Consider the following 24,447-nt stretch of genomic DNA (forward strand, 5'->3'; position numbering starts at 1 on the left):
GGGGGTAACGCGCGCCCGTGCCCGACACTTGCCCGACACATGTCCGACAGCTGTCCGACGGGGGGCCGACCGCCGTCGGGCAGGCCCGGCGCGCCCCTTTCGGAGGCTGCGCTACGCCAGTTGGAGCCGGTCCGCGGTGGGGTTGATTGGGTAGATCAGGGCGCGATCCGCGCGACATAGGAGACGTCGGCCCGCACCGCTCGGCCCTGCCGCCATGGGACCAGACCCGCCGCGCCGCACCAGCGCGCAGGCCGTCCCGGCGGACCTGTTAGCACGGCACGGGCCGATGGCTCCCGCGCCCCTGAGCGCCAGCCTTCCGACCCCCAGGACCCGGTTTCAGCGTGGTTCAGAGCGTGTCAGTGGTTGCGCGTCGCCGAGGTGTCGCGCCAGCGGTTCACAATGGGATAGCGCCGGTCGAGCCAAAAGGCCCGCTCGGTCAGCCTTGCGCCGGGTGCCGATTGGAACCGCTTGTATTCACTGATGAAAATCAGGTGTTCGACTTTCTTGACCGTCTCAAGCTCGAACCCTTCGGCGACCAGTTCCGCCACCGAGGCTTCGCGGTCGATCAGGCCTTCGAGGATCGCGTCGAGCACCCCATAGGGCGGCAGGCTGTCCTCGTCCTTCTGATCCTCGCGCAACTCCGCCGACGGGGCCTTGTCGATCACCCGCTGCGGGATCACCTCGCCCGCCGGTCCCATCATCCAGTCACGATGGTTCTCGTTGCGCCAGCGGCAGGTCTCGAAAACCCGGGTCTTGTAGAGATCCTTGATCGGGTTGTAGCCCCCCGCCATGTCGCCATAGATCGTGGCATAACCCACGGCGACCTCGGACTTGTTGCCCGTGGTCAAAAGCATCTCCCCGAACTTGTTGCTCAGCGCCATCAGAAGCAACCCGCGCAACCGCGATTGCACATTTTCCTCAGCAATCCCCGGCGAGGTCCCATTGAAAAACGGCGCCAACGCCTCCGAGACCGCCGCGCGCGGTCCGGCAATGGGCAAGGTATCGAGCGGGCAGCCAAGGCGGTCGGCCACACCGGCCGCATCCTCGAGCGAGTGCTCCGAGGTGTATTCCGACGGCAGCATCACGCAGCGCACGTTCTCCGGACCAATCGCGTCGGCCGCGATCGTGGCAACGATCGCGCTATCGATCCCCCCGGACAGGCCGAGCAGCACCTTGCCGAAACCCGACTTGCGCAGGTAATCGCGCAGGCTCTCGACCATCACCCGGTAATCGGCTTCCCATTCGTCGGGAAGCGCCGCTTTCTCGCCCTCGCGGATCCGCCAGCCCTCGGGCGTCTCGTCGAGATCCAGATGGGTGATCGCCTCGTCCATGGCGGGCATCTGCAGGGCCAGCGCCCCATGGGGATTCAGGGCAAAGCTCGCCCCGTCGAACATCTGGTCGTCCTGCCCGCCCACCATGTTCAGATAGATCAGCGGCAAGCCGGTCTCGATCACCCGTGCCACCATCAGGTTGAGCCGAGTGTCATGCTTGTTGCGGTGATAGGGCGAGCCATTGGGAACCAGCAGGATCTCGGCCGCCGATTCCGCGAGGGTCTCGGTCACATCCGGGTACCACGCATCCTCGCAGATCGGCGTCCCGATGCGCAGGGGCCCGATCCGGTACGGCCCGCTCACCGGCCCCGAGGTGAAAAGCCGTTCCTCGTCAAAGACATCCGCATTGGGCAGGTGATGCTTGAGCACCCTCGCCACCACGCGTCCGCCTTCGAGAATGGCATAGGTGTTGTAAAGCTTGCCGCCTTCGATCTGCGGCGATCCGATGCCCAGCGCGGGCCCGTCGGCGCAATCCTGCGCCAAGGCGGCCAGCACCCGCTCCGCATCGGCGGCAAAGGCCGGACGCATGACCAGATCCTGGGTCTGGTAACCGGTCAGGAACATCTCGGGCAGGGCCACGAATTGCGCGCCCGCCGCTTTGCCGGCCTCCCAAGCCGACAGGGCCTTGGCCGCATTGTCATCCAGCGCCCCAAGGGTCGGGTTCAGCTGGGCCAGGGTCAGGCGAAAGGTCTGGGTCATCTGGGGCGCCTCGGATTGACTGTCGCTGCGAAGCATCGCTTCGCCGTTGGGGCGTTTGTAGCAGGTCCTCCGCCGGGCGAAAGGCTCGGCGCGCCTTCGCGGCCCCCCGCCTAGCCCATTGCCCCCTGACGGGAGGTCCATTAGCCTTTTGGCCAACGAGAACGCCGCCGCATCCCGCGCGCAGGCCCGACAGGACACAACCCATGCCGCAAAAGCTCCCGCCCGTCTCTTCCCTGCGCCGGATCGCCCTGACGGCGGGCCTCCTGCTGGCCGCGCAGGGCCCGGCACTGGCTCAGGACGGGGCCATCGTGAAGCAATTCGACGATGGCGGGATCTATGAGGGGACCTTTGTCGACGGGCTGCAGGACGGGGTCGGCACCTATACGCTCCCCAATGGCTATGTCTATTCCGGCGAATGGGTCCGGGGCGAGATCCGCGGACAGGGCGAGGCCCGCTTCCCCAATGGCTCGGTCTATGTGGGCAGCTTCGTGAAGGGCAAACCCGAGGGGCAGGGCCGGATCACCTATCCCGATGGCGCGACCTTCGAAGGCGACTGGGTCGATGGCCGGATGACCGGAGACGGCACGGCGAGCTATGCCGATGGCGCGCTCTATACCGGCTCCTTCCTCAATGGCCGCCAGAACGGTCCGGGCCGGATGGAGGCCGCGGACGGCTATATCTATGACGGAGACTGGGTCGACGGCGTGATGCAGGGCCAGGCCCGGATCACCTATGCCGATGGCGCGGTCTATGAAGGCGCGGTCGTGGCGGGCGAGCGCACCGGATCGGGCCGACTGACCCGGCCGGACGGGCTCGATTACAATGGCGAATGGGCGAATGGCCAGTTCAACGGACAGGGGCGCCTGATCCAGCCCAATGGCGACATCTATGAAGGCACGCTGGTCAATGGGTTGCTGCAGGGCGAAGGCACCATGATCTATGCCAGCGGGTTGCGCTATATCGGTAGCTTCGCCGATGATCAGCGCCACGGACAAGGCGTGTTCGAAGGCCCCGATGGCTACCGCTACGAAGGCAGTTGGGTCGAGGGCAAGATCGAGGGCGAAGGCACCGTCGTCTATCCCGACGGCTCGCGCTATGTGGGCAGCTTTGTGGACGAGAAGCCCCATGGCACGGGCCAGATCACCTATCCCGACGGCTCCACCTATGCGGGCACCTGGGTCGCGGGCGTGATCGAGGGCGACGGCGTGGCGCGCTATGCCAATGGGATCGTCTATGAAGGCCAGTTCCGCAACGCGTTGACGGACGGGACCGGCACGATCACCTATCCCAACGGCTACAGCTATACCGGCGGCTGGGTCGCGGGCGAGAAGGAGGGCGAAGGCACCGCCACCTATCCCGACGGCTCGGTCTATAGCGGCGCGTTTCGGGGCGGAATGCGCGAGGGCGAGGGCGTGGTCGTGCTTGCGGATGGGTTTCGCTACGAGGGCAACTGGACAGGCGGCGAGATCAACGGCTTTGGCCGCGCCACCTATGCCAATGGCGATGTCTATGTGGGCACGTTCGAAGGCGGCAAACGCTCGGGCCAGGGCACGCTGACCTATGTGGGTGGGCAGGTCGAATCCGGCGAGTGGCAGAATGGCGCGCTGTTGCGCAATGGCGGCGAAGCACCTCCCAGCCCCGCCACCCAGGATGACGACGCGGCCACGCCGACCGAGTAACCCCGCCTAGATCCGTTCGCCCCGGTCGAGCCGCGCCAGCAGGTCGTCGGCCTCGGCCAAGACGGTCTCGCGGCGGGTCTCATCCATCCGGTCAAAGGTCCGGTACATCTGCGCCATGCGGGGATTGCCCTCGAACTTCGCGCGATGCCGGATCAGGAACTGCCAATAGAGCAGGTTGAACGGGCAGGCCCCCTCGCCCGTCTTCTGCTTCACCTTGTAGGCGCAGGATTTGCAGTAATTCGACATCCGGTCGATATAGGCGCCGCTCGACACGTAAGGTTTTGAGCCCAGCACCCCGCCATCGGCAAACTGGCTCATGCCGATGACATTCGGCGCCTCAACCCACTCGTAGGCATCTGCATAGACCGCGAGATACCACTCATGCACCGCCGCCGGATCGATCCCGGCCAAGAGCGCGAAATTGCCCGTCACCATCAGCCGCTGGATATGGTGGGCATAGGCCTCGTCCCGGGTCTGGCCGACCGCCTGCGAGATACAATGCATATCCGTGTCGGCATCCCAATAGAAGGCCGGCAAGGGCCGGTCATGGCCCAGCGCGTTGCGCCGCGTATACTCCGGGCCTTCGCGGAAATAGATCCCGCGCATGTATTCCCGCCAGCCGATGATCTGGCGAATGAACCCCTCCACCGCGTTGAGCGGCGCGGTTCCGTCCCTGTAGGCGGCCTCCGCCGCGTCACAGGCCGCGCGCCAATCCAGCAAACCCGCATTGATGTATTGCGCGATCACCGCGTGGTAGAGAAACCGGTTCTCCGACAGCATCGCGTCCTGGTAATCCCCGAATTTCGTAAGCGCATGCCGGATGAAGTGATCCAGCGCCTGCTGGGCCTGCTCTGCATCGGTGGCGAACCAGAAGGGCGTGAGCTCTCCGAAATTCTCGCCGAAACGGGCCGCGACAAGGGTAAGCACCTCTTCGGTGACCGCATCGGGGGCAAAACGCAGCGGCCCCTCGAAGGCCACATCCTCGGGTGCAGGTTTACGGTTGTCGTGGTCGTAGTTCCACTTGCCGCCCTCGGGCTTGTCCCCCTCCATCAGGTAGCCTGTCTTGCGCCGCATTTCGCGATAGAAATACTCCATCCGGAGCTGCTTGCGCCCCTCGGCCCAGGCATCGAATTCCGCGTGGCTGGCCAGAAACCGCGTGTCGGGCATCTGGTGGACCGGCAGCGGGCAATCCTCCAACGCCGAGATGAGCCGCCATTCCCCGGGCTCCGTGGCGATGACCTCGGTCGCGCCCAGCGCGTCGGCCCGGCGGAGAAGCTCTCCGGGGATCGACTGCGTATTCTCCGGATCCTCCAGCTCGGTATAGGCGACGGTCCAGCCCTGATCGCGCAGCCGGGCCGCGAATTTCCGCATGGCGGCAAAGAGGAAGGCGATCTTCTTGGGATGGTGGGGCACGTAGGAGGCCTCGTCCATCACCTCCGCCATGACCACCACGTCGCGGCCAGCCTCCGCCTCGGCGAGGGCGGCGATCTGGGGTGAGAGCTGGTCGCCGAGGATCAGGATCAGTCGCGGCGCGCTCACCAGGGCACCTCGGCCCCGGACCAGTCGAAGAACTGCCCCGTCTGGGCCGCGCCCACCCCGTCCATGACCCGGACCAGATTTGCCGCAGCCTCGGCCGGCGGGACGGACGGGTGGCGGCCGAGATACTTGGCCGTGAAGGGCGTCGCGACCGTGCCCGGATGCAGGCAGACCACCGCGGCCTCGCGATGGGTGCGCGCGATTTCGATCGCCGCCGTGTGGACCAACTGGTTCACTGCCGCCTTCGCCGCGCGGTAGCTGTACCATCCGCCCAGCCGGTTATCCCCGATCGATCCGACCCGCGCCGAGAGCACCGCAAAGACCGCAGGACGGTCCTTGGGCAAGAGCCGTTGCGCATGGCGCAACACCAGCGCAGGCCCCGCTGCGTTCACCAAGAACTGGTCCAAAAGGGCCTGCGGCGTGAGGTCGCGCAGGGATTTTTCGGGGGCAGAACCGGCAATTTCCAAGGCACCGGTCGCCACGATCACCCGGTCGAACACCCCCTCCAGCGCGCCGAGCTGGGTGTCGACCGCTGCTGCGTCCGTGACATCGAAGCCCGTCTCACTCCTGGACAGACCTATGATTTCATGTGTTTTTTCGAGCTCGACCTGCAACGCGGCACCGATACCGCCCGAATTGCCGAGGATCAGCGCGCGCGGGGCCATAGCGTCTCTCCTTGTCATCGGCGTGACACTTAGGTCGCAGCGGCAATCTGCCGAGGGCTTTTATTAAGGAATTCAGAGTAGCCTTTCAGAAGGCTGAGGGAGGTAATGTAGAGTGAGACTGACGAATGACCAGACTATTCATTGCCGCGCTCGCATCCCTGTTGCTTGGGGCTCCTGCGTCCGCGATTGAGCTACACCTTCTGAGAAGTTTCCCGTCCGACGGCCCCTCGGGCCTTGCCTATGATCGCAATTTCTGCGGCCTTTGGGTTGCGAACGAGACCGGCACGGTCCGGCTCATCGATCTCTGGGGCAACGAGGTGCGCAGCTTCGAAGCGCCGCTTCACCGGGTTGATGCGGTCGCCGTCGAAGGTGACCACCTGCTGATTTCTGACGGCTCGGGCCTCTATCAACGGGTCTCGCGCGAGGGCAAGGCCCTTGGCGAGCCGTTCCGGCTGTCCCTGACCCTGAGGGATACGGACGGCCTTTATGTGGACAATAGCAGTTCGGACTACTGGGTCGCGGATGACACGGCGGCCGAGATCGTGCAGATCCGTCAGGATGGTACCACGGTGCGCCGCCTGATCGGCTATATGCAGAGCCCGCAACTGATGGAGCCTCAGGGCATCACCCAGGACCCGGTCCATGGCACGATCCTCGTGGTGGATGACGCCGATGCGTCCGACAGCCTGTTCGAGTTCGATGCCGATGGCGTGCTGCAATCGGTGACCTCCCTGCAGTTTGCCGGGAATGACGCCGAGGGGGTCACGATCAATGCCGAGGGCACCCAGGTCTATGTGGCCTTTGACGAGGGCGGCGTGATCGCGGTCTTCGACTACAGCCCCACAAGTGTGGGGTCGTTTGGCGAAGCGCTGCCGTCGGCCTGCATGATTTCCAGCTTGGAATTCGCGGAGCCGCCCGTATAAAGGGGCCCATGACGCTGCAAACCGCCTCTGACACGATGTTGCCGCGCGCCATGACCGGCGCGCGCCTTCCTGCACGTCTCCTTCTTCTTAGCCGCCTCTGAGCGTGCCGTACGGCGCGACCGCTCAGAGGTATTCGCTGCGCCACTTCGCGACAGAGACAAACGGCTAAATCAAGAGACATCCCATGACCGACAAGACGAAACAGGACCGCGTGTTGATTTTCGACACGACCTTGCGCGACGGCGAGCAGAGCCCCGGCGCCACCATGACCCATGATGAGAAGCTGGAGATCGCCGGTCTGCTCGACGAAATGGGGGTCGATATCATCGAAGCGGGCTTCCCCATCGCCTCGGATGGCGACTTTGCTGCGGTGAGCGAGATCGCCAAGAACGCCCAGAACTCCGTGATCTGCGGGCTGGCGCGGGCGAATTTCAAGGATATCGACCGCTGCTGGGAGGCAGTGCGCCACGCCCGCCAGCCCCGGATCCACACCTTTATCGGCACCTCGCCCCTGCACCGGGCGATCCCGAACCTGACCATGGACGAGATGGCGGATCGGATCCACGACACGGTTACCCATGCGCGCAACCTCTGCGACAATGTCCAATGGTCCCCCATGGACGCCACGCGCACCGAGTATGACTATCTTTGCCGGGTGATCGAGATCGCGATCAAGGCCGGGGCCACCACCATCAACATCCCCGACACTGTGGGCTACACCGCCCCGCGCGAAAGCGCGGACCTGATCGCGCGGCTGATCGGCGACATCCCCGGCGCGGGGGACGTCACCTTTGCCACCCATTGCCACAACGATCTGGGCATGGCGACCGCCAACGCCCTGGCCGCCGTGGATGCGGGCGCGCGCCAGATCGAGTGCACAATCAACGGCTTGGGCGAGCGCGCGGGCAACACCGCGCTGGAAGAGGTCGTCATGGCACTGCGCGTGCGCAATGACATCATGCCCTACCAGACCGGCATCGACACGCAGAAGATCATGAACATCTCCCGCCGGGTCGCCTCAGTCTCGGGCTTTGCGGTCCAGTTCAACAAGGCGATCGTCGGCAAGAACGCCTTCGCCCATGAGAGCGGGATTCACCAGGACGGCATGCTCAAGAATGCCGAGACCTTCGAGATCATGCGTCCCGAGGATATCGGCCTCAGCGAAACCAACCTGGTCATGGGCAAGCATTCCGGTCGTGCGGCCCTGCGCGCCAAGCTGTCCGATCTGGGCTATGAGCTGGGCGACAACCAGCTCAAGGATGTGTTTGTCCGGTTCAAGGCCTTGGCCGACCGCAAGAAAGAGATCTATGACGAGGATCTCGTGGCGCTGATGGGCGAGGCCAGCACGGATCCCGCCCGCGAGCGGCTGCAGGTCAAATTCCTGCGGGTGATCTGCGGCACCGAGGCACCGCAATCGGCGGATCTGACCCTGACCGTGGATGGTGTCGACACCCAGATGACGGCCCAGGGCGATGGTCCGGTGGACGCGACCTTCAACGCGGTGAAGGCCCTGTTCCCCCATGCCGCGCGGCTGCAGCTCTATCAGGTGCACGCGGTCACCGAAGGCACCGACGCCCAGGCCACCGTCACCGTCCGGCTGGAGGAAGATGGTCGTATCGTCTCGGGCCAGGCGGCGGATACGGACACGGTGGTGGCCTCGGCCAAGGCCTATGTTCAGGCGCTGAACCGTCTGCTGGTGCGGCGCGAAAAGACGCCCGAAGGCAGCGACCGGCGCGAGGTGTCATACAAGGATGTGAGCTGACCGGGCCCAAGACCGACGACGGCGGGCCATCCCGGCCCCCGTCAAGACCCCGCCCCTTCGGCTTGGCCTGATGGCGGAAAGCTGCCATAGGCTGGGGGAATGGGTCTTTACCCGCTGCGGTGCAGCGGTCATTAAGACGTGCACCTCGGCGCGCCCGAGTCTGTGCCAAGGATTCTAGACGTGGGGTAGGCGGGCAATGGCAGGTGGCTTTTCGCTCTTTTCAACGGATATGGCGATCGACCTCGGAACGGCGAACACGCTGGTCTATGTCAAAGGCAAGGGCATCATCCTGAATGAGCCCTCCGTGGTGGCCTATCACGTCAAAGACGGCAAGAAGCAGGTTCTGGCCGTGGGCGAAGACGCCAAAATGATGCTGGGCCGGACGCCCGGTTCGATCGAGGCGATCCGTCCCATGCGCGAGGGTGTGATCGCCGATTTCGACGTGGCCGAAGAGATGATCAAGCATTTCATCCGCAAGGTGCACCGCCGGACGTTTTTCTCGAAACCCAAAATCATCGTCTGTGTCCCCCATGGCGCCACCCCGGTGGAGAAACGCGCGATCCGCGATTCCGTGCTCAAGGCGGGTGCGCGGCGCGCGGGTCTGATCGCCGAACCCATCGCGGCGGCCATTGGCGCGGGCATGCCGATCACCGATCCGACAGGCTCCATGGTGGTGGATATCGGTGGCGGGACCACCGAGGTCGCGGTGCTCAGCCTCGGCGATATCGTCTATGCGCGCTCGGTTCGCGTGGGTGGCGACCGCATGGATGAGGCGATCATCAACTACCTGCGCCGCCAGCAGAACCTCCTGATCGGGGAGGCGACCGCAGAGCGCATCAAGACCTCCATCGGGACGTCGCGGATGCCCGATGACGGGCGCGGGGCGACGATCCATATTCGCGGCCGTGACCTTCTGAACGGGGTGCCGAAAGAGGCCGAGCTCAATCAGGCGCAGGTCGCCGAGGCGCTGGCCGAGCCGGTGCAGCAGATCTGCGAGGCGGTGATGACCGCGCTTGAAGCGACCCCGCCGGATCTGGCCGCGGATATCGTGGATCGCGGCGTGATGCTGACCGGGGGCGGCGCGCTACTGGGTGAGCTGGATCTTGCCCTGCGCGAGCAGACCGGCCTGCCCATTTCTATTGCCGACGAGTCGCTGAATTGTGTAGCCTTGGGCACAGGCAAGGCACTGGAATACGAGAAGCAGCTGCGCCACGCGATCGACTACGAAAGCTAACGCAACCCGGCGGCACCGCCCGCTGAGGAGGGGCCTTGGCACGATACCGCAACGACGACGACAGTTACTTCAAGCCGATCCGCCGTGTGCTGGTCGGCTGTCTCGTTGTGGGGCTGCTTGGTCTCTTCCTGCTCTGGCGCATCGACAGCCCCCGGGTTGAGCGGATTCGCATGGATATTGTCGAGCGGGTCGTGCCCGGGCTCGACTGGGCGATGGCGCCGATCACCGGGCTGTCGCGGATGGCCGAGGATTTCCAATCCTATGCCCGGCTCTATGAGCAAAACGAGGAATTGCGCCGCGAATTGCAGCAGATGAAGGCCTGGCGCGAGGCGGCCTTGCAGCTGGAACAGGAGAATGCCCAGCTCAAGGATCTCAACACCGTGCGGATCGAGCCGGAACTGACCTTTATCACCGGCGTGGTCATGGCCGATAGCGGATCGCCCTTTCGCCGCTCGGTGATCCTGAATGTGGGGGCCGAGGATGGGGTTCAGGATGGCTGGGCGACCATGGATGGCCTGGGCCTCGTGGGGCGGATCGCCGGGACGGGCGAATCCGTGGCGCGCGTTCTGCTCCTGACCGATCCATCGAGCCGCGTGCCCGTGATCCTGCAACCCTCGGGCCAGCGCGCCATGCTGGTGGGGGACAATTCCGGCACGCCCCTGATCGATTTCATCGAAGCGCCCGAGCAGGTGCGTCCGGGCGACCGGGTGGTGACCTCGGGCGATGGCGGGCTGTTTCCCGCGGATCTTCTGGCCGGTCAGGTGGCGCGCGCCACGGATGGACGGTTCCGCCTGCGGCTCTCGGCGGATTATGAGCGGCTGAAATTCCTGCGCGTGCTGCGCAGCCAGCCGACGCCGCCTCTGCCCGAGGCCGCCCCGATCGACGGCATCGTCACCCCGCCCCTCGCCGCGCTGGAGGCGCTGGCCGATGGATAGCGCGCTCGATCTCCGACGGTGGAGCCTGCGGACCATCTTTGCGCTGATGGTTGCCGTGGTGCTGATCACAGCCCTATTGCCCCTGCGGGTCGAGGCGCCGCGCTTTCCGGGCCCCGATCTCGTGCTCTGCGTGACGCTGGCCTGGGTGCTGCGGCGGCCCGATGTCCTGCCGGTGCTGTTTGTTGTGGCGGCGGTCCTGCTTGAGGATTTCCTGTTTCAGCGCCCGCCCGGGCTCTGGGCGCTGCTGGTGCTGATCGGCTCCGAGGTGATCCGGCGACAGGCCTACCGTGAGGGCGAGATCCCCTTCCTTCTGGAATACGGCATGGTGGCCGCGACGATCACCGGCATGATGGTGGCCGAACGGGTCCTGCTGGCGGTGGCCTTTGTGCCCCAACCGAGCCTCGGCGCGCATCTGCTGCATCTGGCGACCACCATTGCGATCTATCCGGTCGTGGTCGCGATCAGCGTGTTCGTGCTCGGGGTGCGCCCGCTCGCCACCGATGGCCCGCGGATCCGGGGGATGCGTCCATGAAACGGTCCGAGAAAGACAGCAAGTTCAGCGTGCGCACCATCACTCGGCGGGGCCTGATCCTCGGCGGGTTGCAGACCGGTGTGCTGGGCGTGCTGGCCCTGCGGATGCGCGAGCTACAGGTCGAACAGGCCGAACAGTTTCAGTTTCTCGCCGAGGAAAACCGGATCAACATTCGCCTGCTACCCCCGGCACGGGGGCTGATCTATGATCGCAACGGGGTGCTCCTGGCCGGGAATGCCCCGAATTACCGGGTGGTGATCGTGCGCGAGGATGCGGGCGATGTGGACGCGGTACTCAAGACACTGACCGATATCGTCCCCCTGCCCGAAGAGGATCTTGTCCGCGCCCGCCGCGAGATGAGCCGCCGCTCGCCCTTTGTCCCGGTGACCATCGCGGACCGCCTGACATGGGAGCAGTTCTCGGAAATCGGGGTGAACGCCCCCGCCCTGCCCGGCATCACCACCGAGGTCGGTTTGAGCCGGGTCTATCCGCTGGATCAGGATTTCGCCCATTCCATCGGCTATGTAGGCCCGGTCAGCGACTACGATCTGGAGCGCTTGCAGGATGATGACCCGCTGCTGCAGATCCCGCGGTTCCAGATCGGCAAGACCGGGGTCGAGGCCAAGCTCGAGCGGGACCTGCGCGGCTCCGCCGGAACGCGGCAGATCGAGGTCAATGCCGCGGGCCGCGTGATGCGCGAGCTGCGCCGGGATGCGGGCAATTCCGGCGCGAATGTGCAACTGACCCTCGATCATTCCTTGCAGAACTTCACCGAGGCCCGGTTGGCCGGGGAAAGCGCGGCGGTCGTCGTGCTCGACATGGCGGATGGCGATATCCGCGCCATTGCCTCGGCGCCCAGCTTTGATCCCAACAAGTTCGTGCGCGGCATTTCGGGGCCCGACTACCGCGCCTTGCTGGAGGATGAATATCGCCCGCTCGCCGACAAGACCGTGCAGGGCACCTATCCGCCGGGCTCGACCTTCAAGATGATCACGGCGCTGGCCGCGCTCGAGGCCGGACTGATCGACACCGAGGAGCGTGTCTGGTGCGGCGGCTATACCGAGCTTGGGCGGCGGCGCTTCCACTGCTGGAAGCGCGGCGGTCATGGCTGGATGAACATGGTCGACAGCCTGCGCGAGAGCTGTGACGTCTATTACTACGACATCGCCCAGCGCGTCGGGATCGAGAAGATCGCCGAGATGGCCCGCCGGTTCGGGCTGGGCCAGCGGTTCGATCTGCCGATGTCGGCCGTGGCCGAGGGCCTGATCCCCGACAAGGCGTGGAAGAGCGCCAATCGCGGCGAGGACTGGCTGGTGGGCGATACGCTCAACGCCTGTATCGGGCAGGGCTTCGTGCTGACCTCGCCCCTACAACTGGCGGTGATGACCGCGCGGCTCGCCACAGGTCGCGAGATCATGCCCCGCCTCGTGCGCAAGGTCGACAACACGCCCGTCCCCGTGGCCGAGGCTCCGTCTCTGGGCATCCGCCGGCGCTATCTGGAGGTGATCCAGCGCTCGATGTACGAGGTCAGCAATCTGCGCAAGGGCACCGCCTATGGAAGCCGCGTCACCGAGAAGGCATACCGCATCGCCGGCAAGACCGGCACCAGCCAGGTCCGCAACATCACCGCCGAAGAGCGCGCCCGCGGCGTGTTCCGCAATGCGGATCTGCCCTGGAACCGGCGCGACCATGCGCTGTTCGTGGGCTATGCGCCGTTTGATGCGCCGCGCTACGCGATCTCGGTCGTGGTGGAGCATGGCGGCGGTGGTTCCAAGGCTGCGGCCCCGATCGCCCGGGATGTCCTGTTGCAGGCGCTCTATGACGGGCTGCCGCCACTCAGCGCCTACCCGGCCCACCAGCACAACATGATCGAGGAACGTCAGCGCGCGCTGGAACTGCGTCCGCGTCTCGAGCCGACCGAAGGGCGCAGCCGCGCATGAGTTATCTTGAGTCCCAGGTTCAGCGCGTCCCCTCCGGCTTTGCCAAGGCTCTGCATCTCAACTGGGGCTTGATCCTGCTGCTGATCGCGGTCGCCTGCTTTGGCTTCCTGATGCTCTATTCGGTGGCGGGCGGGTCCATGACACCCTGGGTCGAGCCGCAGATGAAGCGCTTTGCCCTTGGCATGACGCTGATGTTCATCGTCGCTTTTGTGCCGATCTATGTCTGGCGCAACCTCTCGGTGCTGGCCTATCTCGTCTCGCTGGTCCTGCTTCTGGCGGTGGAGTTCTTCGGGGTCGTGGGCATGGGCGCCCAGCGCTGGATCGATCTGGGCTTCATGCGGCTGCAGCCGTCCGAGCTGATGAAGGTGACCCTCATCATGTTGCTCGCGACCTATTACGACGTGCTCGACGTCAAGAAGACCTCGCGCCCGCTCTGGGTGATCCTGCCGCTGATCGCGATCATGGTGCCCGTGGCACTGGTGCTGAAACAGCCCGATCTGGGGACATCGATCCTGCTCATGGCGGGGGGCGGTGTGGTGATGTTCGCCGCCGGGGTGCATTGGCTCTATTTCGCGGTGGTGATCTGTGCCGGGGTCGGTCTCGTCACTGCGGTGATCTATTCACGCGGGACGGAGTGGCAGCTCCTGCAGGATTACCAGTACCGGCGCATCGACACCTTTCTGAACCCGGAAAACGACCCCCTTGGCGCGGGCTATCACATCACCCAGTCGAAGATCGCCCTGGGATCCGGCGGGTTCACCGGCAAGGGCTTCATGGAAGGCACCCAGAGCCGTCTGAACTTCCTGCCCGAGAAGCACACGGATTTCATTTTCACCACGCTGGCCGAGGAGTTCGGCTTTATCGGCGGGATCTCCCTGCTGGCGCTTTACGGGCTGATCATCGCGTTTTGCCTGGTCTCGGCCCTGCGCACCCGGGACCGGTTCTCGAGCCTGCTGATCATCGGCGTCGCGGCGACCTTCTTCTTCTTCTTCGCGGTCAACATGGCCATGGTGATGGGGCTGGCCCCGGTGGTGGGCGTCCCGCTGCCGCTGGTCAGCTATGGCGGCTCGGCGATGCTGGTGCTGCTCGTTGCCTTCGGCCTTGTCCAGAGCGCCCATATCCATCGACCAAGGTAGCCTGCCCATGCCCCCTCGCATTCTCTTTGCCGCCCATGCGCAACGCTGGGCGCAGTATGAGGCCCCCTTGCGCGCCGCACTGGCCGAGGCCGGGATCGAGGCCCGGCTCGATTGCGATCTGAGCGATCCGGGCAGCGTGGATTACATCATCTTTGCCCCTGCAGGGGATGTTGAGGATTTCACGCCTTTCACCAACGCGCGGATGGTCCAGAACCTCTGGGCCGGGGTTGAGGGGGTGGTGGGCAACCCGACCCTGAACATTCCGCTGACCCGGATGGTCGATACCGGGCTGACCGAGGGAATGGTCGAATGGTGCACGGGCCATGTGCTGCGCCATCATCTGGGGATGGACCAGATGCTCGCGGCGCAGGACGGTATCTGGCGACATTTTGAGTTCATCCCGCCCCTCGCCCGGGATCGCCGGGTCACGGTGCTGGGGCTCGGGGCGCTGGGGGCGGCGGTCTGTGCCTCTCTGGTCGGGCTGAACTTTCAGGTGCGCGGCTGGTCCCGCCGGCCGAAATCCCTGCCCGGTGTCGAAAGCTTCCATGGCGACAACCTGCACGCCGCGCTGGAAGGGGCGGAGATCGTCATCCTCCTCTTGCCCTACACCCCGGCCACGGACGGGATCCTGACCACCGATGGCTTGGACCAACTGGCCGAGGGCGCCGTGGTGCTGAACCCCGGGCGCGGTGGGCTGATCGATGATGCTGCACTTCTGGCCGCGCTCGATCGCGGGCGGGTGGGGCACGCCACGCTCGACGTCTTCCGGACCGAGCCCCTGCCGCCCGAGCATCCCTATTGGTCCCATCCCAAGGTCACGGTCACCCCGCATATCGCCTCGGAAACCCGGCCCAGCACCGCAAGCCGTGTGGTGGTCGAGAATATTCGCCGCGCCGAAGCGGGGGAGCCGCTGCTCCATCTCGTGGACCGCAGCGCGGGGTATTGAGCGTTTATTTCAGGCGTGGCGGGCGGTCGGGGTCCATGCCCGGCGCCGCGGGGCCGGTATAGCTCTCGGCCTCGGGCAAATCGAACCGCAGCCCGTGGCGCGCAAGGGCGCTGGCCACCGGGTCGCTGTCGCGCAGGAAGCCCACATCGAGCGCCCCTGCCTCGATCCCGGAGAAGACGAGCGCCTCGCGCGCGGCGGCCGCCAATGCAGGTTCCGCCCCCGGGACCGTCCCGAGGAAGCCCAGCAGGTGCCCCATGCGCCCGCCCTCGTAGCGCACGCCCGCGAGATAGGCTGTGCGCGCAAGCCCAGCGCTGGTTGCGAGCTTGGTGTCGAGCGCCGTCAGCACCGCCTCGGGCAGGCCCTTGGGGGGCAGGATCTCTTCGGGGGTGGCGGCGACCTCCTCGGGGTCTTCGGCAACGGTTTCGGCCAACCACGCTACAGCGGCCGGCGGCAAGAGCGTCGCCGAAGGCGCCACATCGAGATTGACCCCCAGCCCGAGCCCCTGATCCGCCAAAAGCTGCACCACCGTGCGCCCGGAGAGCCCCGCATATTCCGCAGCCCCCTCGGCGAACCGCGTCAGCCGATCCTCGCGGTCAAAGACCAGCACGTAGGTATCGTCCTCGACCGGAAAGAGTTGCGGCGCGACCTGATCGCCCTCCGCCTCCCCCGCGAGCAGCATGAACAGCTCCGCATCCGCCAGCCGCTCGTAAAATCGCAGCCGCGCCGCGTCATCTTCGGGGGCCGCCTCCATCGCCGCATGGGCATGGTCGAGCGGGCTGAGATCGGTCATGCAAGCACCTCGGCCAGACGGGTTCGCAGGGCGGGCAGGACCTCCGCCTCGAACCAGGGGTTTTTCCTGAGCCAAGCGGTATTGCGCCAGGACGGGTGCGGCAAGGGGAAAACCTCGGGCGCAAAGTCGCGCCAGTGTTGGACCGTCTTGGTCACGCCCGCCTTGCCTCGGTCGCCCAGATGCCATCGCTGGGCATAGGCACCGATCAGCAGGGTCAGGCGGATCTCGGGAAGCGACTCTAGCACCGGCGCGCGCCATGTCTTGGCGCAGATCTTGGGCGGGGGCAGGTCGGATTTCCTGGCGTCGTAGCCCGGAAAACAAAAGGCCATGGGCACGATCGCCACCTTGTTGCGGTCATAGAACAGGGTGTCGGACACCCCCATCCAGTCGCGCAACCGGTCGCCAGAGGGATCCGTGAAGGGTTTGCCCGACAGATGCACCCGCATCCCCGGCGCCTGCCCCGCAATCAGAATGCGCGCCGCCGGGTCGAACCATGTCACAGGACGAGGGCTGTGCCCGGAGGCGGTTGCCGCAAAACGCTCGGCACAGAGGGTACAGCGGCGCAACTCCTCCGTCACTTGGGACACGGTCATACCTTAGAATGCGGCAGGATGGCGTTTTCACCAAGGGGGTTGCTTTTTTCTACATTTCTACAATTATAGAAATATGGAAGCATCTGAGTCCCCGCCCCGCCTTGCCCCCACGCGCCTTGACGCCGCCGCGGCCTTTGCCGCGCTGGGTGCGCCCCAGCGGCTGGGCGTTCTCGAAGTGCTCGTGCGCGCGGGTCCCGAGGGCCTGCCGATCGGTGTGCTGGGAGAGCGCGCGGGCGTGACCGGCTCGACCCTGACCCACCATGTGAAAGCGCTCGTTCAGGCCCGGCTCGTGACGCAAACCCGTGAGGGGCGGATCATGCGCTGTACCGTGGCCTATGGCCGGGTCGAGGCGCTTTCGGATTACCTTCTGGCGCAGTGCTGCGCGGACACCACCACAGGACATGACCATGGCCGAGACCTCGACACAGCCTCCTAAGCTACGCGCGCCCGCCCCGCGTCGCCGCCTGCCCCGCCCCGATCCGGCCCTGAGCCTGATCGCGCTGGCACTCCTGGCGCTTGCCCTGTTGGATCGCGCGGCCCTGAGACCCGTGATCGAGAACACGCTGGGCTCGTTCGGGCACACCTTGATCTTCATCCTCTTTGCCATTGGCAGCGTCGCCTATCTGCGGGCGACCGGGGCGACCACGCTGCTGGCCAAGGCTTTTCAGGGCAACGAGACACGCATGATCCTGATGGCCGCGGCCTTTGGCGGGCTTTCGCCCTTTTGCTCCTGCGAAGTGATCCCGTTTGTGGCCGCGCTGCTGGCGGTGGGCGCGCCCCTGAGCGCGGTCATGGCATTCTGGCTCGCGTCGCCGCTGATGGATCCGGCGATGTTCTTCATCACCTCCGGCGCCTTGGGGATCGAGTTTGCCCTGGGCAAGACCGTCGCCGCAATCGCCCTCGGCATGATGGGAGGCTTCTCGGTCAAACTGCTGGCGGGCACCGCGCTCTACGCGGACCCGTTGAAATCCGCGCCGAAGCTGAGCTGCTGCGGCAGTTGCGGCCCCGCAGAACTGGAGGGCAAGCCGGTCTGGAAATTCTGGACCGAGGCGCCGCGGCGTCAGGAGTTTCGCGAGGTTGCGGTGCAGAACACGCTGTTTCTCGGGAAATGGCTGCTGCTGGCCTATGTGCTGGAATCCCTGATGCTGCGCTACATTCCCTCGGAGATGATCGCAGGCGTGCTTGGCGGTGACGGCGTTGGCCCGATCCTGATCGCGAGCCTTGTGGGGGCGCCCGCCTATCTGAATGGTTATGCGGCCGTGCCGCTGGTGGCCGGACTGTTGGAGCAGGGCATGTCCCCCGGCGCTGCCATGTCCTTCGTCATTGCCGGCGGGGTGAGCTGCATCCCGGCGGCCGTGGCGGTCTGGGCCCTGGTCAAGCCCCGGGTCTTTGCCTCCTATCTCGGCTTCTCGGTCACGGGCGCCATTCTCGCCGGGCTCGTCTGGAACATGGTGGCTTAGCGCACGCCCTCCCCGGGGGCAGACGCTCCGCCCCCTCTTTTTGCTGAAAACATCCCCGGATCGGCAGGCCGAACCGCCCTGTTGCGGCCGAGTTTGGCCGGGGCTGCGATATAGATGGCATTGAAGCTAAATTTCTGGAACATCTGGAACATTCATTAAACTGTTGCCGATATCGATACGACAAACCAGCGACGGAGCCCCCTCGTGATCGAATTCGATCAGGTCAGTAAGTCCTTTTGGACCGGAAAAAGCCGCAAGGTCATCCTCGACCAGGCGTCCTTTCGCGTCGATCTCGGGCGCTCCATGGGCATTCTCGCACAGAATGGGACCGGCAAGACCACGCTGATCAACATGATGGCGGGACTTGAGCAGCCTGATGAGGGCACGGTCGTCCGCAAGAGCCGGATCTCCTTCCCATTGGGTTTCATGGGCGGCGTGACCGGCAAGCATTCCGGGCGGGAAAACGCACGCTACATCGCCACGCTCTATCATATGGATGCGGACTACGTCGAAGCCTTCTGCCGCTATCTCTCTGGGATCGAAGAATATTTCGACATGCCCGTGGGGACTTACAGCGCCGGGATGCGGTCGCGTTTCTGCTTTTCTCTGATGCTGGCGCTGGATTTCGACATCTACCTGATTGACGAGGGCATGCCCGCCTCCACGGATGTGGGGTTCAACAAGCGGGCCGCGGTTGTTCTGAAACAGCGGCTGGAGCGGGCGACGGTCGTGATCGTCTCTCACCAGGCCAGCACGCTGGAAAAATTCTGCCGGTCCGCAGCGGTGCTGCAAAACGGTAAACTTCACATGTTCGATACGCTCGAAGAGGCAAAGAGGCTCTATGACTACGAAGCCCACAGCTAAGAAATACCGCATTCGTCGCGAGGATGTCGCCGCCTCTCTCGAGGCAGCAGAGCGGCCCGAGGCCCCCCGTGACCCCAATGCCGAAGCCCGCGCCGACAGCGAGTTGGATGCCGCCATGCGCACAGCCGAGGCCAAGTCATCGCGCCGCGTGGATCTCAAGCCCAGCATGCAGGACGCCGTGCGCACCACGGAGGCGCAAGACCCGGAGCCAGAGGGAGAGTCCCCCGCGGCGCAAGCCCCGGGCAAGGACACCGCCCCCCCTGCGCAGCCCGCTGCCAAGGGCAAGCCTGCCAAAAAGCCGGGTGGCAAGGGCAAGAAACTCGACCCCGACAGCGATGCCGCCATCCTTGCAGAAGGATTGACAGGTCGACAGCTGCGGATTGCACGACGGGTTGCAAACCGCCACGGGCTAGAGCCCGCAAATGACCTCGAGGCTGTGCGGATGCTGCGCAAGAAGGGGATCGATCCCTTCACCCGCGAGACGATCCTCGATCTGGCGCGGGGCTCTGGCAAAATCCAGCTTCCGGACACCATCCCCAATACCGAGGTGCCCTCGCCGCAGGTCCATACGGAGGCGGATGTTGCCCGCGAGGTGCGCAAGATCCAGCAAGAGATCGTCAGCCGCCGCAGAAAGCGTTTCCTGCTGCTCGCGGCCCGCGTGATGCTCTTCGTGTTCCTGCCGACTTTCCTCGCGGGCTACTACTTCTTCAAGGTTGCGACGCCCATGTTCGCCACCCATTCCGAGTTCGTGATCCAGCAGGCGGAGCCTTCGGCGGGCGCTGGCGGGCTGGGCGGGATGTTCTCGGGCACAATGCTGGCCACGACCCAGGATGCCGTCGCGGTTCAGAGTTATCTGACCTCGCGCGAGGCGATGCTGCGTCTGGACGAGGATCTTGGCTTCCGAAGCCATTTCGCGGCAGAGACCATCGACCCACTCCAGCGGCTGGAACCGGATGCGAGCTACGAAGACGCCTTTGCCGTCTACAAGAAGCGGGTGAAGATAAGTTTCGATCCCACCGAAGGCATCGTCCGGATGGAGGTCATTGCCGCCGATCCAGAGACCAGCCAGGCCTTTTCGGAGGCGCTTCTGTCCTATGCCGAGGAACAGGTCGATCACCTGACACAGCGCTTGCGGGCGGATCAGATGCAGGGTGCCAGGGACAGCTATCAGGACGCCGAAGCGATGGTGCGGGACGCTCAGAACCGCGTTCTCGACCTGCAGCAGGCCCGTGGCGTGCTGAGCGCCGATCTCGAGGTCACAAGCCTGATGTCGCAGATCTCCGCGCTGGAGGTCGAGATGAACACCGAGAAGCTGCGCCTGCAGGAGCTGCTCCAGAATGCCCAGCCCAATCCGAGCCGCGTGGCGATCCTCGAAGGCAATGTCCAACGCCTGAGCGATCTGGTGCTCGATCTGCGCAGTCAGATGACCCAAGGAGGCAATGAAGGGGCCTCGCTCGCGCGGATTTCCGGTGAGCTGGTCATTGCGGAGGCCGATCTGCAGACCCGGCAACTCATGCTCAGCCAGTCTTTGCAGCAATTGGAGATGGCGCGTATTGAGGCGAACCGGCAAGTGCGGTATCTGTCCACGAGCGTGAGCCCGATTGCACCGGACGAAGCCAGCTATCCGCGGTCGCTTGAGAATACCTTCCTCGCCTTCCTCGTTTTCGCCGGGCTGTACCTGCTGATCTCTCTCACGGCATCGATCCTTCGGGAACAGGTTTCGGGATAGAACAAGGTTGGGGCGGCATGAAAACGATCGCGATTGGGGCGTTGAATGTGGGCAACGATGCCCCGCTCACGGTGATCTCCGGCCCCTGCCAATTGGAGAGCCTCGACCAGGGCCTTGAGATTGGCGCCACCTTGAAGAGCCTCTGCGAAAAGGCTGGTGCGCAGTACATTTTCAAAGCCTCCTACGACAAGGCCAACCGGACATCTGCCTCGGGGAAGCGTGGAATGGGGATCGAGCAGGGTCTGGATGCCCTGTCGCAAATCCGCTCAAAGCTGGACGTCCCCGTCCTCACGGATGTGCATGAAGCAGCCCATTGCCAGATGGCAGCGCAAGCGGTTGATGTCCTGCAGATACCGGCATTCCTGTGCCGGCAGACAGACCTCTTGCTGGCCGCAGGCAAGACCGGTGCCGCCGTCAATGTGAAGAAAGGTCAGTTCCTTGCGCCATGGGACATGGACCATGTGGTCGCGAAAATCGAAAGCACCGGCAATGACCGGATCCTGCTGACAGAACGGGGTGTGTCCTTTGGCTACAACGCCTTGGTTACGGATATGCGCAGCCTGCCCCAGATGATGAAGACTGGCTATCCCGTCGTGATGGATGCCACCCATTCCGTGCAGCAACCGGGCGGGCTCGGCGGCGCTTCGGGCGGACAACGGGAGTTTGCGCCGGTGATGGCGCGGGCGGCTGTCTCCTTGGGGGTTGCCGCGGTCTTCATCGAGACCCATCCGGCGCCCGACACGGCGCCTTCGGATGGCCCAAACATGATTCCGCTCGATGAGATGGACGCGTTGATCGAAACGCTCATGGCGTTCGACACCCTCGCCAAAGCCCATCCGATACGGCTCTGAACGCCCGTGGCCCCTCTCGGTCAGAGCTGCATTCAGCCACTGGCGCTTTTCAGTGAGACGGCGCCGAAAAAAACGCAATCGGGTCTTGCACTGACCTATCAGGAGTCGTATCCCCTCCCGCACTGTTGGGGTGTAGCCAAGCGGTAAGGCAGCGGTTTTTGGTACCGTGTACCGTAGGTTCGAATCCTACCACCCCAGCCATCTTTCTCTGCTGTGACATCCGGCGAGAGTTGGCACTTATCCAGCGCGACTTGGCATTTTTGCCGGGCAAGACTGGAACTTTCATCATTTTGGGTGAGTTTGGGAGCCTTCTGTTTACAGAGGTGGCCCCTTTGTTCGTTTTGAAAAGCTGCCCCAGAACAGTGCGGTCGGTCGGTTTTGGATTCGGCACTCAGGGTGGAAAGTGGGCGATAGCTGCGACTGCAAGGACGTCACTTTGTTCAACCCAATGCAGACCTTCAATTTAGTCCGTTTTGATCTGTTATTCTCAAGCTCTCAAGGGTCGCCTAACAACACATAATCCCCGATGTTCAGGCGCTATAATTCATGGCGAATTTCATGTAAAAAGGTATACATATTTTCGAAATATTTGATGAAATTTAGCACATATTTGACTCTCGTTTGTGAATATTCTTACATCCTTGAGTGGGAGAACATGCTAAGGATCGTTCAAAATTGCCCGAAATTATTGATAAAAGAGAGAAATTTGTTCGACTCGCGGAGGGGAGGACGCAGTCCGCGTTGGATGCGATTCGTAAACTCGGCAATCTTTCGAACCGGCGAGCGTATGAGTACTCGGATAGCGATGTGAAGAAAATCGTGAAAGCTCTTCGAGACGCGACCAGCGACATCGAACGAAAATTTGGCTCAACAGCCAGCGATGGCATCGACAAATTCAAGCTCTAGGGGCACATCGCATGAAGTCAGAACCACTCAATATCCGCGACAAGCGCTTCCTGATCAATCGACTGATTGAGCAAGCTCCTGTGAACACTTTGGTTCGCGAGTTTTTCAAAAACGCCGATGAGAGTGCGGCTGGCGCAGCTGATGGGAACCGTCGCATCGAGATTTATCCCACCATAATCGACGGTGTTAGGAAGCTTACTTTCTGGAACACCGGGACGGGTATGGACGATCGCGAGCTAAAACAAGCGACTGAGTTATCCTCTTCGATCAACAAAGAGATGGCACTCGATGGAAATTTTGGCATCGGAGCGAAGGTTTCAGGGCTCACAATGTCGAAGGAGGGTATTCGCTACCGTTCTTGTAAGGATGGCTCCGTCACCGAAGTGGTGATCGGCTTCGATGCTGACGAACAGACTTATGTTCGATTCCCAGTGGAATTGCCTGATGGCAGTTTCGATACGGTTTATGACGTGACCCAGGCTGCCATTGCGGACGGTCAGGATACATCGTTCGATTGGACGGAAGTTGTCCTCATGGGCGAGCATGAAGACCACGACACGGTTGCTGAACCACTTGGGAAGGGAAAGAGCCAAGATCGAAGTTTCATACCTTCGGCTATCTTCCGGCGCTTCGCGCGTTTCGCAGATGGCGTCGAAGTGCGCATCGATGTCGCTATGACCAAAGGTGGAGGCAAAGACGAAACGGGTCGCAAGCGACGCTTGAAGACGCTCGAAGAGGTGGCGGAGGAGCTTCCAAACCACGAGTGGGTTGACGCGCCCGGTGGAGAAATAAGGGTACATTATATCCATGACCCGAAGCACGAACGCTACAGCCATTCTCTCAGCGCGCTGGCCAATCCGGCAACTAGCTCGACGACCTTTTGTGCGCTAGTTCACAAAGGAGAACGTTACGACATTAAGTCCAGAAAAGCCTGGTCAGCCGCTGCTCCAAACTTCGGAATTCCATTTGGTTCGAAGGTTCTTACGGTTGAGATTGAGCTTTCAGATGAACTGGCGCTGCCAAATCAATATCGGGATGGGCTGACCTGGCCAGATGACCGTTCTCCAATGCTTGCTGAAGACTTTGACGACTATGTGCGGGAGCTGATGCCAAATTGGGTCAAAGACGTCATTCGAGCGGAGTCCCCCTTATCCGACGACAACTTGGATGACCTTCAATCCGACCTTCAAAAATTGCTGGACGAGTTCCGTGTACCCACGGTGACTTTGAGCCCATCTCGCCGTCATTCTGCAATACTAACTGAAGCGGCAGAGGAAGGCACCGATACATCTAATCCAACTAGTCTCGAAACCGAGTTTCCCGAACTAAGCGAGGCTGGCGAAAAGGATGCATCCGAAGCCGACCACGACAAAAGCCAGCGAGCTAAGCAAAAGAAAGTCCGCAAGGCACCAGATGGTTCAAAGCTCTCACGTTCAGCTCAATCATTAGAACGCGTGCCAGAAATCAAAATTCTTACGGACCCAGAGGAAATAGCAGACAAGAATCTCAAAGGTCGTGCTGGCCGCTACTATAAGGATGCACAGACACTGTTTGTGAATGGTCTCTATTCGGCTGCTGAGCGCATGGCCGTCGAACTTGATGCTGAGCTGCGAACAGCGGGCGAGGCTGAAGTCGTCCGGTCGGCGATTTTGAGAGCATCACGAAAGTTCATGGCTTTTCGAGTTGGCAAGGCGACTTGCTACGCGATCAGCAAGCGTCTCTCGGATGATTGGTCTAGCGACGATCTTGATCGCGCCACTTCACCTGAGTCTTTGTCCTTGGCGGCCGATGATTACAAACAGAGCATTTCTCAAGCGAAGCGATATGCGAAAGAATTGATTAGGACTGCAGATGTCCCAGAAGAAAACGTTGCTTAGTTCAATAGAATACTTGTTAGTCAAATTCAGTGATGCTTGCCTGTGTCCGGGAGGCTTGG

Annotated in this window: 21 protein-coding genes and 1 tRNA gene; 17 read left to right on the forward strand and 5 right to left on the reverse strand. The window is 63.3% G+C overall.

Going from position 1 to position 24,447, the window contains the following annotated elements; translation table 11 throughout:
- Window positions 1-356: 356 nt before the first annotated feature.
- Window positions 357-2,030, reverse strand: coding sequence for an NAD+ synthase (locus ACP150_RS04630; RefSeq protein ID WP_424965365.1), 1,674 nt, complete (start codon window positions 2,028-2,030; stop codon window positions 357-359).
- Window positions 2,031-2,233: 203 nt separating this feature from the next.
- Between ACP150_RS04630 and ACP150_RS04635 the strand changes: the two genes are divergently transcribed.
- Window positions 2,234-3,709 carry an MORN repeat-containing protein gene (locus ACP150_RS04635; protein ID WP_424965366.1) on the forward strand — a complete coding sequence of 492 codons (1,476 nt, stop codon included), beginning with the start codon at window positions 2,234-2,236 and terminating at the stop codon, window positions 3,707-3,709.
- Between the two features lie 6 nt (window positions 3,710-3,715).
- On the opposite strand, the gene ACP150_RS04640 is transcribed toward ACP150_RS04635, so the two are convergent.
- Both ACP150_RS04640 and ACP150_RS04645 read right to left on the reverse strand, forming a co-directional pair.
- The gene (locus ACP150_RS04640; protein ID WP_424965367.1) at window positions 3,716-5,248 is read right to left on the reverse strand and encodes a cryptochrome/photolyase family protein; all 1,533 of its coding nucleotides are present in this window, start codon (window positions 5,246-5,248) and stop codon (window positions 3,716-3,718) included.
- Window positions 5,245-5,910 carry an SDR family oxidoreductase gene (locus ACP150_RS04645; protein WP_424965368.1) on the reverse strand — a complete coding sequence of 222 codons (666 nt, stop codon included), beginning with the start codon at window positions 5,908-5,910 and terminating at the stop codon, window positions 5,245-5,247. Before ACP150_RS04645 ends, ACP150_RS04640 begins: the two co-directional genes overlap by 4 nt.
- A gap of 125 nt (window positions 5,911-6,035) precedes the next feature.
- Between ACP150_RS04645 and ACP150_RS04650 the strand changes: the two genes are divergently transcribed.
- From ACP150_RS04650 to ACP150_RS04685, 8 genes are all read left to right on the forward strand, one after another.
- Window positions 6,036-6,833 carry a hypothetical protein gene (locus ACP150_RS04650; protein ID WP_424965369.1) on the forward strand — a complete coding sequence of 266 codons (798 nt, stop codon included), beginning with the start codon at window positions 6,036-6,038 and terminating at the stop codon, window positions 6,831-6,833.
- A 184-nt stretch (window positions 6,834-7,017) separates the two neighbouring features.
- Window positions 7,018-8,595 carry a 2-isopropylmalate synthase gene (locus ACP150_RS04655; RefSeq protein ID WP_424965370.1) on the forward strand — a complete coding sequence of 526 codons (1,578 nt, stop codon included), beginning with the start codon at window positions 7,018-7,020 and terminating at the stop codon, window positions 8,593-8,595.
- 196 nt (window positions 8,596-8,791) lie between these two features.
- The gene (locus tag ACP150_RS04660; RefSeq protein WP_424965371.1) at window positions 8,792-9,829 is read left to right on the forward strand and encodes a rod shape-determining protein; all 1,038 of its coding nucleotides are present in this window, start codon (window positions 8,792-8,794) and stop codon (window positions 9,827-9,829) included.
- 35 nt (window positions 9,830-9,864) lie between these two features.
- On the forward strand, window positions 9,865-10,764 hold the full coding sequence (mreC, locus tag ACP150_RS04665; protein ID WP_424965372.1) for a rod shape-determining protein MreC: 900 nt from the start codon (window positions 9,865-9,867) through the stop codon (window positions 10,762-10,764).
- Window positions 10,757-11,296 (forward strand): rod shape-determining protein MreD, encoded by a 540-nt coding sequence (locus ACP150_RS04670; protein ID WP_424965373.1) that lies wholly within the window; start codon window positions 10,757-10,759, stop codon window positions 11,294-11,296. Before mreC ends, ACP150_RS04670 begins: the two co-directional genes overlap by 8 nt.
- Entirely contained in the window at window positions 11,293-13,236 is a 1,944-nt protein-coding gene (gene mrdA / locus ACP150_RS04675; RefSeq protein WP_424965374.1) for a penicillin-binding protein 2, read from the forward strand. Before ACP150_RS04670 ends, mrdA begins: the two co-directional genes overlap by 4 nt.
- Complete coding sequence (gene rodA / locus ACP150_RS04680) at window positions 13,233-14,372, forward strand: rod shape-determining protein RodA (RefSeq protein ID WP_424965375.1); 1,140 nt, start codon at window positions 13,233-13,235, stop codon at window positions 14,370-14,372. The genes mrdA and rodA overlap by 4 nt, the downstream gene beginning before the upstream one ends.
- Window positions 14,373-14,379: 7 nt before the next feature.
- The gene (locus ACP150_RS04685) at window positions 14,380-15,318 is read left to right on the forward strand and encodes a 2-hydroxyacid dehydrogenase (RefSeq protein ID WP_424965376.1); all 939 of its coding nucleotides are present in this window, start codon (window positions 14,380-14,382) and stop codon (window positions 15,316-15,318) included.
- A 4-nt stretch (window positions 15,319-15,322) separates the two neighbouring features.
- Here the strand turns inward: ACP150_RS04685 and ACP150_RS04690 are convergent, their stop codons facing one another.
- Together ACP150_RS04690 and ACP150_RS04695 are read right to left on the reverse strand one after the other, a co-directional pair.
- Window positions 15,323-16,108 carry an SseB family protein gene (locus tag ACP150_RS04690; protein ID WP_424965377.1) on the reverse strand — a complete coding sequence of 262 codons (786 nt, stop codon included), beginning with the start codon at window positions 16,106-16,108 and terminating at the stop codon, window positions 15,323-15,325.
- Entirely contained in the window at window positions 16,105-16,701 is a 597-nt protein-coding gene (locus ACP150_RS04695) for a uracil-DNA glycosylase family protein (protein WP_424965378.1), read from the reverse strand. The genes ACP150_RS04690 and ACP150_RS04695 overlap by 4 nt, the downstream gene beginning before the upstream one ends.
- A gap of 73 nt (window positions 16,702-16,774) precedes the next feature.
- Here ACP150_RS04695 and ACP150_RS04700 point away from each other — a divergent pair, with 73 nt between their 5' ends.
- The 8 genes from ACP150_RS04700 (at window position 16,775) to ACP150_RS04735 (ending at window position 24,388) form a co-directional block, all read left to right on the forward strand.
- Window positions 16,775-17,137 carry an ArsR/SmtB family transcription factor gene (locus ACP150_RS04700; protein WP_424965379.1) on the forward strand — a complete coding sequence of 121 codons (363 nt, stop codon included), beginning with the start codon at window positions 16,775-16,777 and terminating at the stop codon, window positions 17,135-17,137.
- Window positions 17,109-18,161 carry a permease gene (locus ACP150_RS04705; RefSeq protein WP_424965380.1) on the forward strand — a complete coding sequence of 351 codons (1,053 nt, stop codon included), beginning with the start codon at window positions 17,109-17,111 and terminating at the stop codon, window positions 18,159-18,161. The genes ACP150_RS04700 and ACP150_RS04705 overlap by 29 nt, the downstream gene beginning before the upstream one ends.
- Window positions 18,162-18,365: 204 nt before the next feature.
- Window positions 18,366-19,025 (forward strand): ABC transporter ATP-binding protein, encoded by a 660-nt coding sequence (locus tag ACP150_RS04710; RefSeq protein WP_424965381.1) that lies wholly within the window; start codon window positions 18,366-18,368, stop codon window positions 19,023-19,025.
- Window positions 19,003-20,754 carry a capsule biosynthesis protein gene (locus tag ACP150_RS04715; protein WP_424965382.1) on the forward strand — a complete coding sequence of 584 codons (1,752 nt, stop codon included), beginning with the start codon at window positions 19,003-19,005 and terminating at the stop codon, window positions 20,752-20,754. The genes ACP150_RS04710 and ACP150_RS04715 overlap by 23 nt, the downstream gene beginning before the upstream one ends.
- 17 nt (window positions 20,755-20,771) lie before the next feature.
- Entirely contained in the window at window positions 20,772-21,605 is an 834-nt protein-coding gene (gene kdsA, locus ACP150_RS04720) for a 3-deoxy-8-phosphooctulonate synthase (RefSeq protein ID WP_424965383.1), read from the forward strand.
- Between the two features lie 126 nt (window positions 21,606-21,731).
- Window positions 21,732-21,806 (forward strand) — tRNA-Gln (locus ACP150_RS04725).
- Window positions 21,807-22,250: 444 nt separating this feature from the next.
- Window positions 22,251-22,511, forward strand: coding sequence for a hypothetical protein (locus tag ACP150_RS04730; protein ID WP_424965384.1), 261 nt, complete (start codon window positions 22,251-22,253; stop codon window positions 22,509-22,511).
- 11 nt (window positions 22,512-22,522) lie between these two features.
- Entirely contained in the window at window positions 22,523-24,388 is a 1,866-nt protein-coding gene (locus ACP150_RS04735; protein WP_424965385.1) for a hypothetical protein, read from the forward strand.
- Window positions 24,389-24,447: the final 59 nt, after the last annotated feature.

The organism is Dinoroseobacter sp. S375 (assembly GCF_049800775.1).
Taxonomy (GTDB): Bacteria; Pseudomonadota; Alphaproteobacteria; order Rhodobacterales; family Rhodobacteraceae; genus Dinoroseobacter.

Bases quoted from the DNA above. Each gene is read 5' to 3' on its own strand.
- rodA (WP_424965375.1), top strand. From the start codon at position 13,233: ATGAGTTATCTTGAGTCCCAGGTTCAGCGCGTCCCCTCCGGCTTTGCC.
- ACP150_RS04660 (WP_424965371.1), top strand. From the start codon at position 8,792: ATGGCAGGTGGCTTTTCGCTCTTTTCAACGGATATGGCGATCGACCTC.
- ACP150_RS04655 (WP_424965370.1), top strand. From the start codon at position 7,018: ATGACCGACAAGACGAAACAGGACCGCGTGTTGATTTTCGACACGACC.
- ACP150_RS04630 (WP_424965365.1), bottom strand. From the start codon at position 2,030: ATGACCCAGACCTTTCGCCTGACCCTGGCCCAGCTGAACCCGACCCTT.
- ACP150_RS04690 (WP_424965377.1), bottom strand. From the start codon at position 16,108: ATGACCGATCTCAGCCCGCTCGACCATGCCCATGCGGCGATGGAGGCG.
- ACP150_RS04715 (WP_424965382.1), top strand. From the start codon at position 19,003: ATGACTACGAAGCCCACAGCTAAGAAATACCGCATTCGTCGCGAGGAT.
- ACP150_RS04685 (WP_424965376.1), top strand. From the start codon at position 14,380: ATGCCCCCTCGCATTCTCTTTGCCGCCCATGCGCAACGCTGGGCGCAG.
- ACP150_RS04700 (WP_424965379.1), top strand. From the start codon at position 16,775: ATGGAAGCATCTGAGTCCCCGCCCCGCCTTGCCCCCACGCGCCTTGAC.
- ACP150_RS04670 (WP_424965373.1), top strand. From the start codon at position 10,757: ATGGATAGCGCGCTCGATCTCCGACGGTGGAGCCTGCGGACCATCTTT.
- mrdA (WP_424965374.1), top strand. From the start codon at position 11,293: ATGAAACGGTCCGAGAAAGACAGCAAGTTCAGCGTGCGCACCATCACT.
- ACP150_RS04695 (WP_424965378.1), bottom strand. From the start codon at position 16,701: ATGACCGTGTCCCAAGTGACGGAGGAGTTGCGCCGCTGTACCCTCTGT.
- ACP150_RS04705 (WP_424965380.1), top strand. From the start codon at position 17,109: ATGGCCGAGACCTCGACACAGCCTCCTAAGCTACGCGCGCCCGCCCCG.
- kdsA (WP_424965383.1), top strand. From the start codon at position 20,772: ATGAAAACGATCGCGATTGGGGCGTTGAATGTGGGCAACGATGCCCCG.
- ACP150_RS04645 (WP_424965368.1), bottom strand. From the start codon at position 5,910: ATGGCCCCGCGCGCGCTGATCCTCGGCAATTCGGGCGGTATCGGTGCC.
- ACP150_RS04635 (WP_424965366.1), top strand. From the start codon at position 2,234: ATGCCGCAAAAGCTCCCGCCCGTCTCTTCCCTGCGCCGGATCGCCCTG.
- ACP150_RS04735 (WP_424965385.1), top strand. From the start codon at position 22,523: ATGAAGTCAGAACCACTCAATATCCGCGACAAGCGCTTCCTGATCAAT.
- ACP150_RS04650 (WP_424965369.1), top strand. From the start codon at position 6,036: ATGACCAGACTATTCATTGCCGCGCTCGCATCCCTGTTGCTTGGGGCT.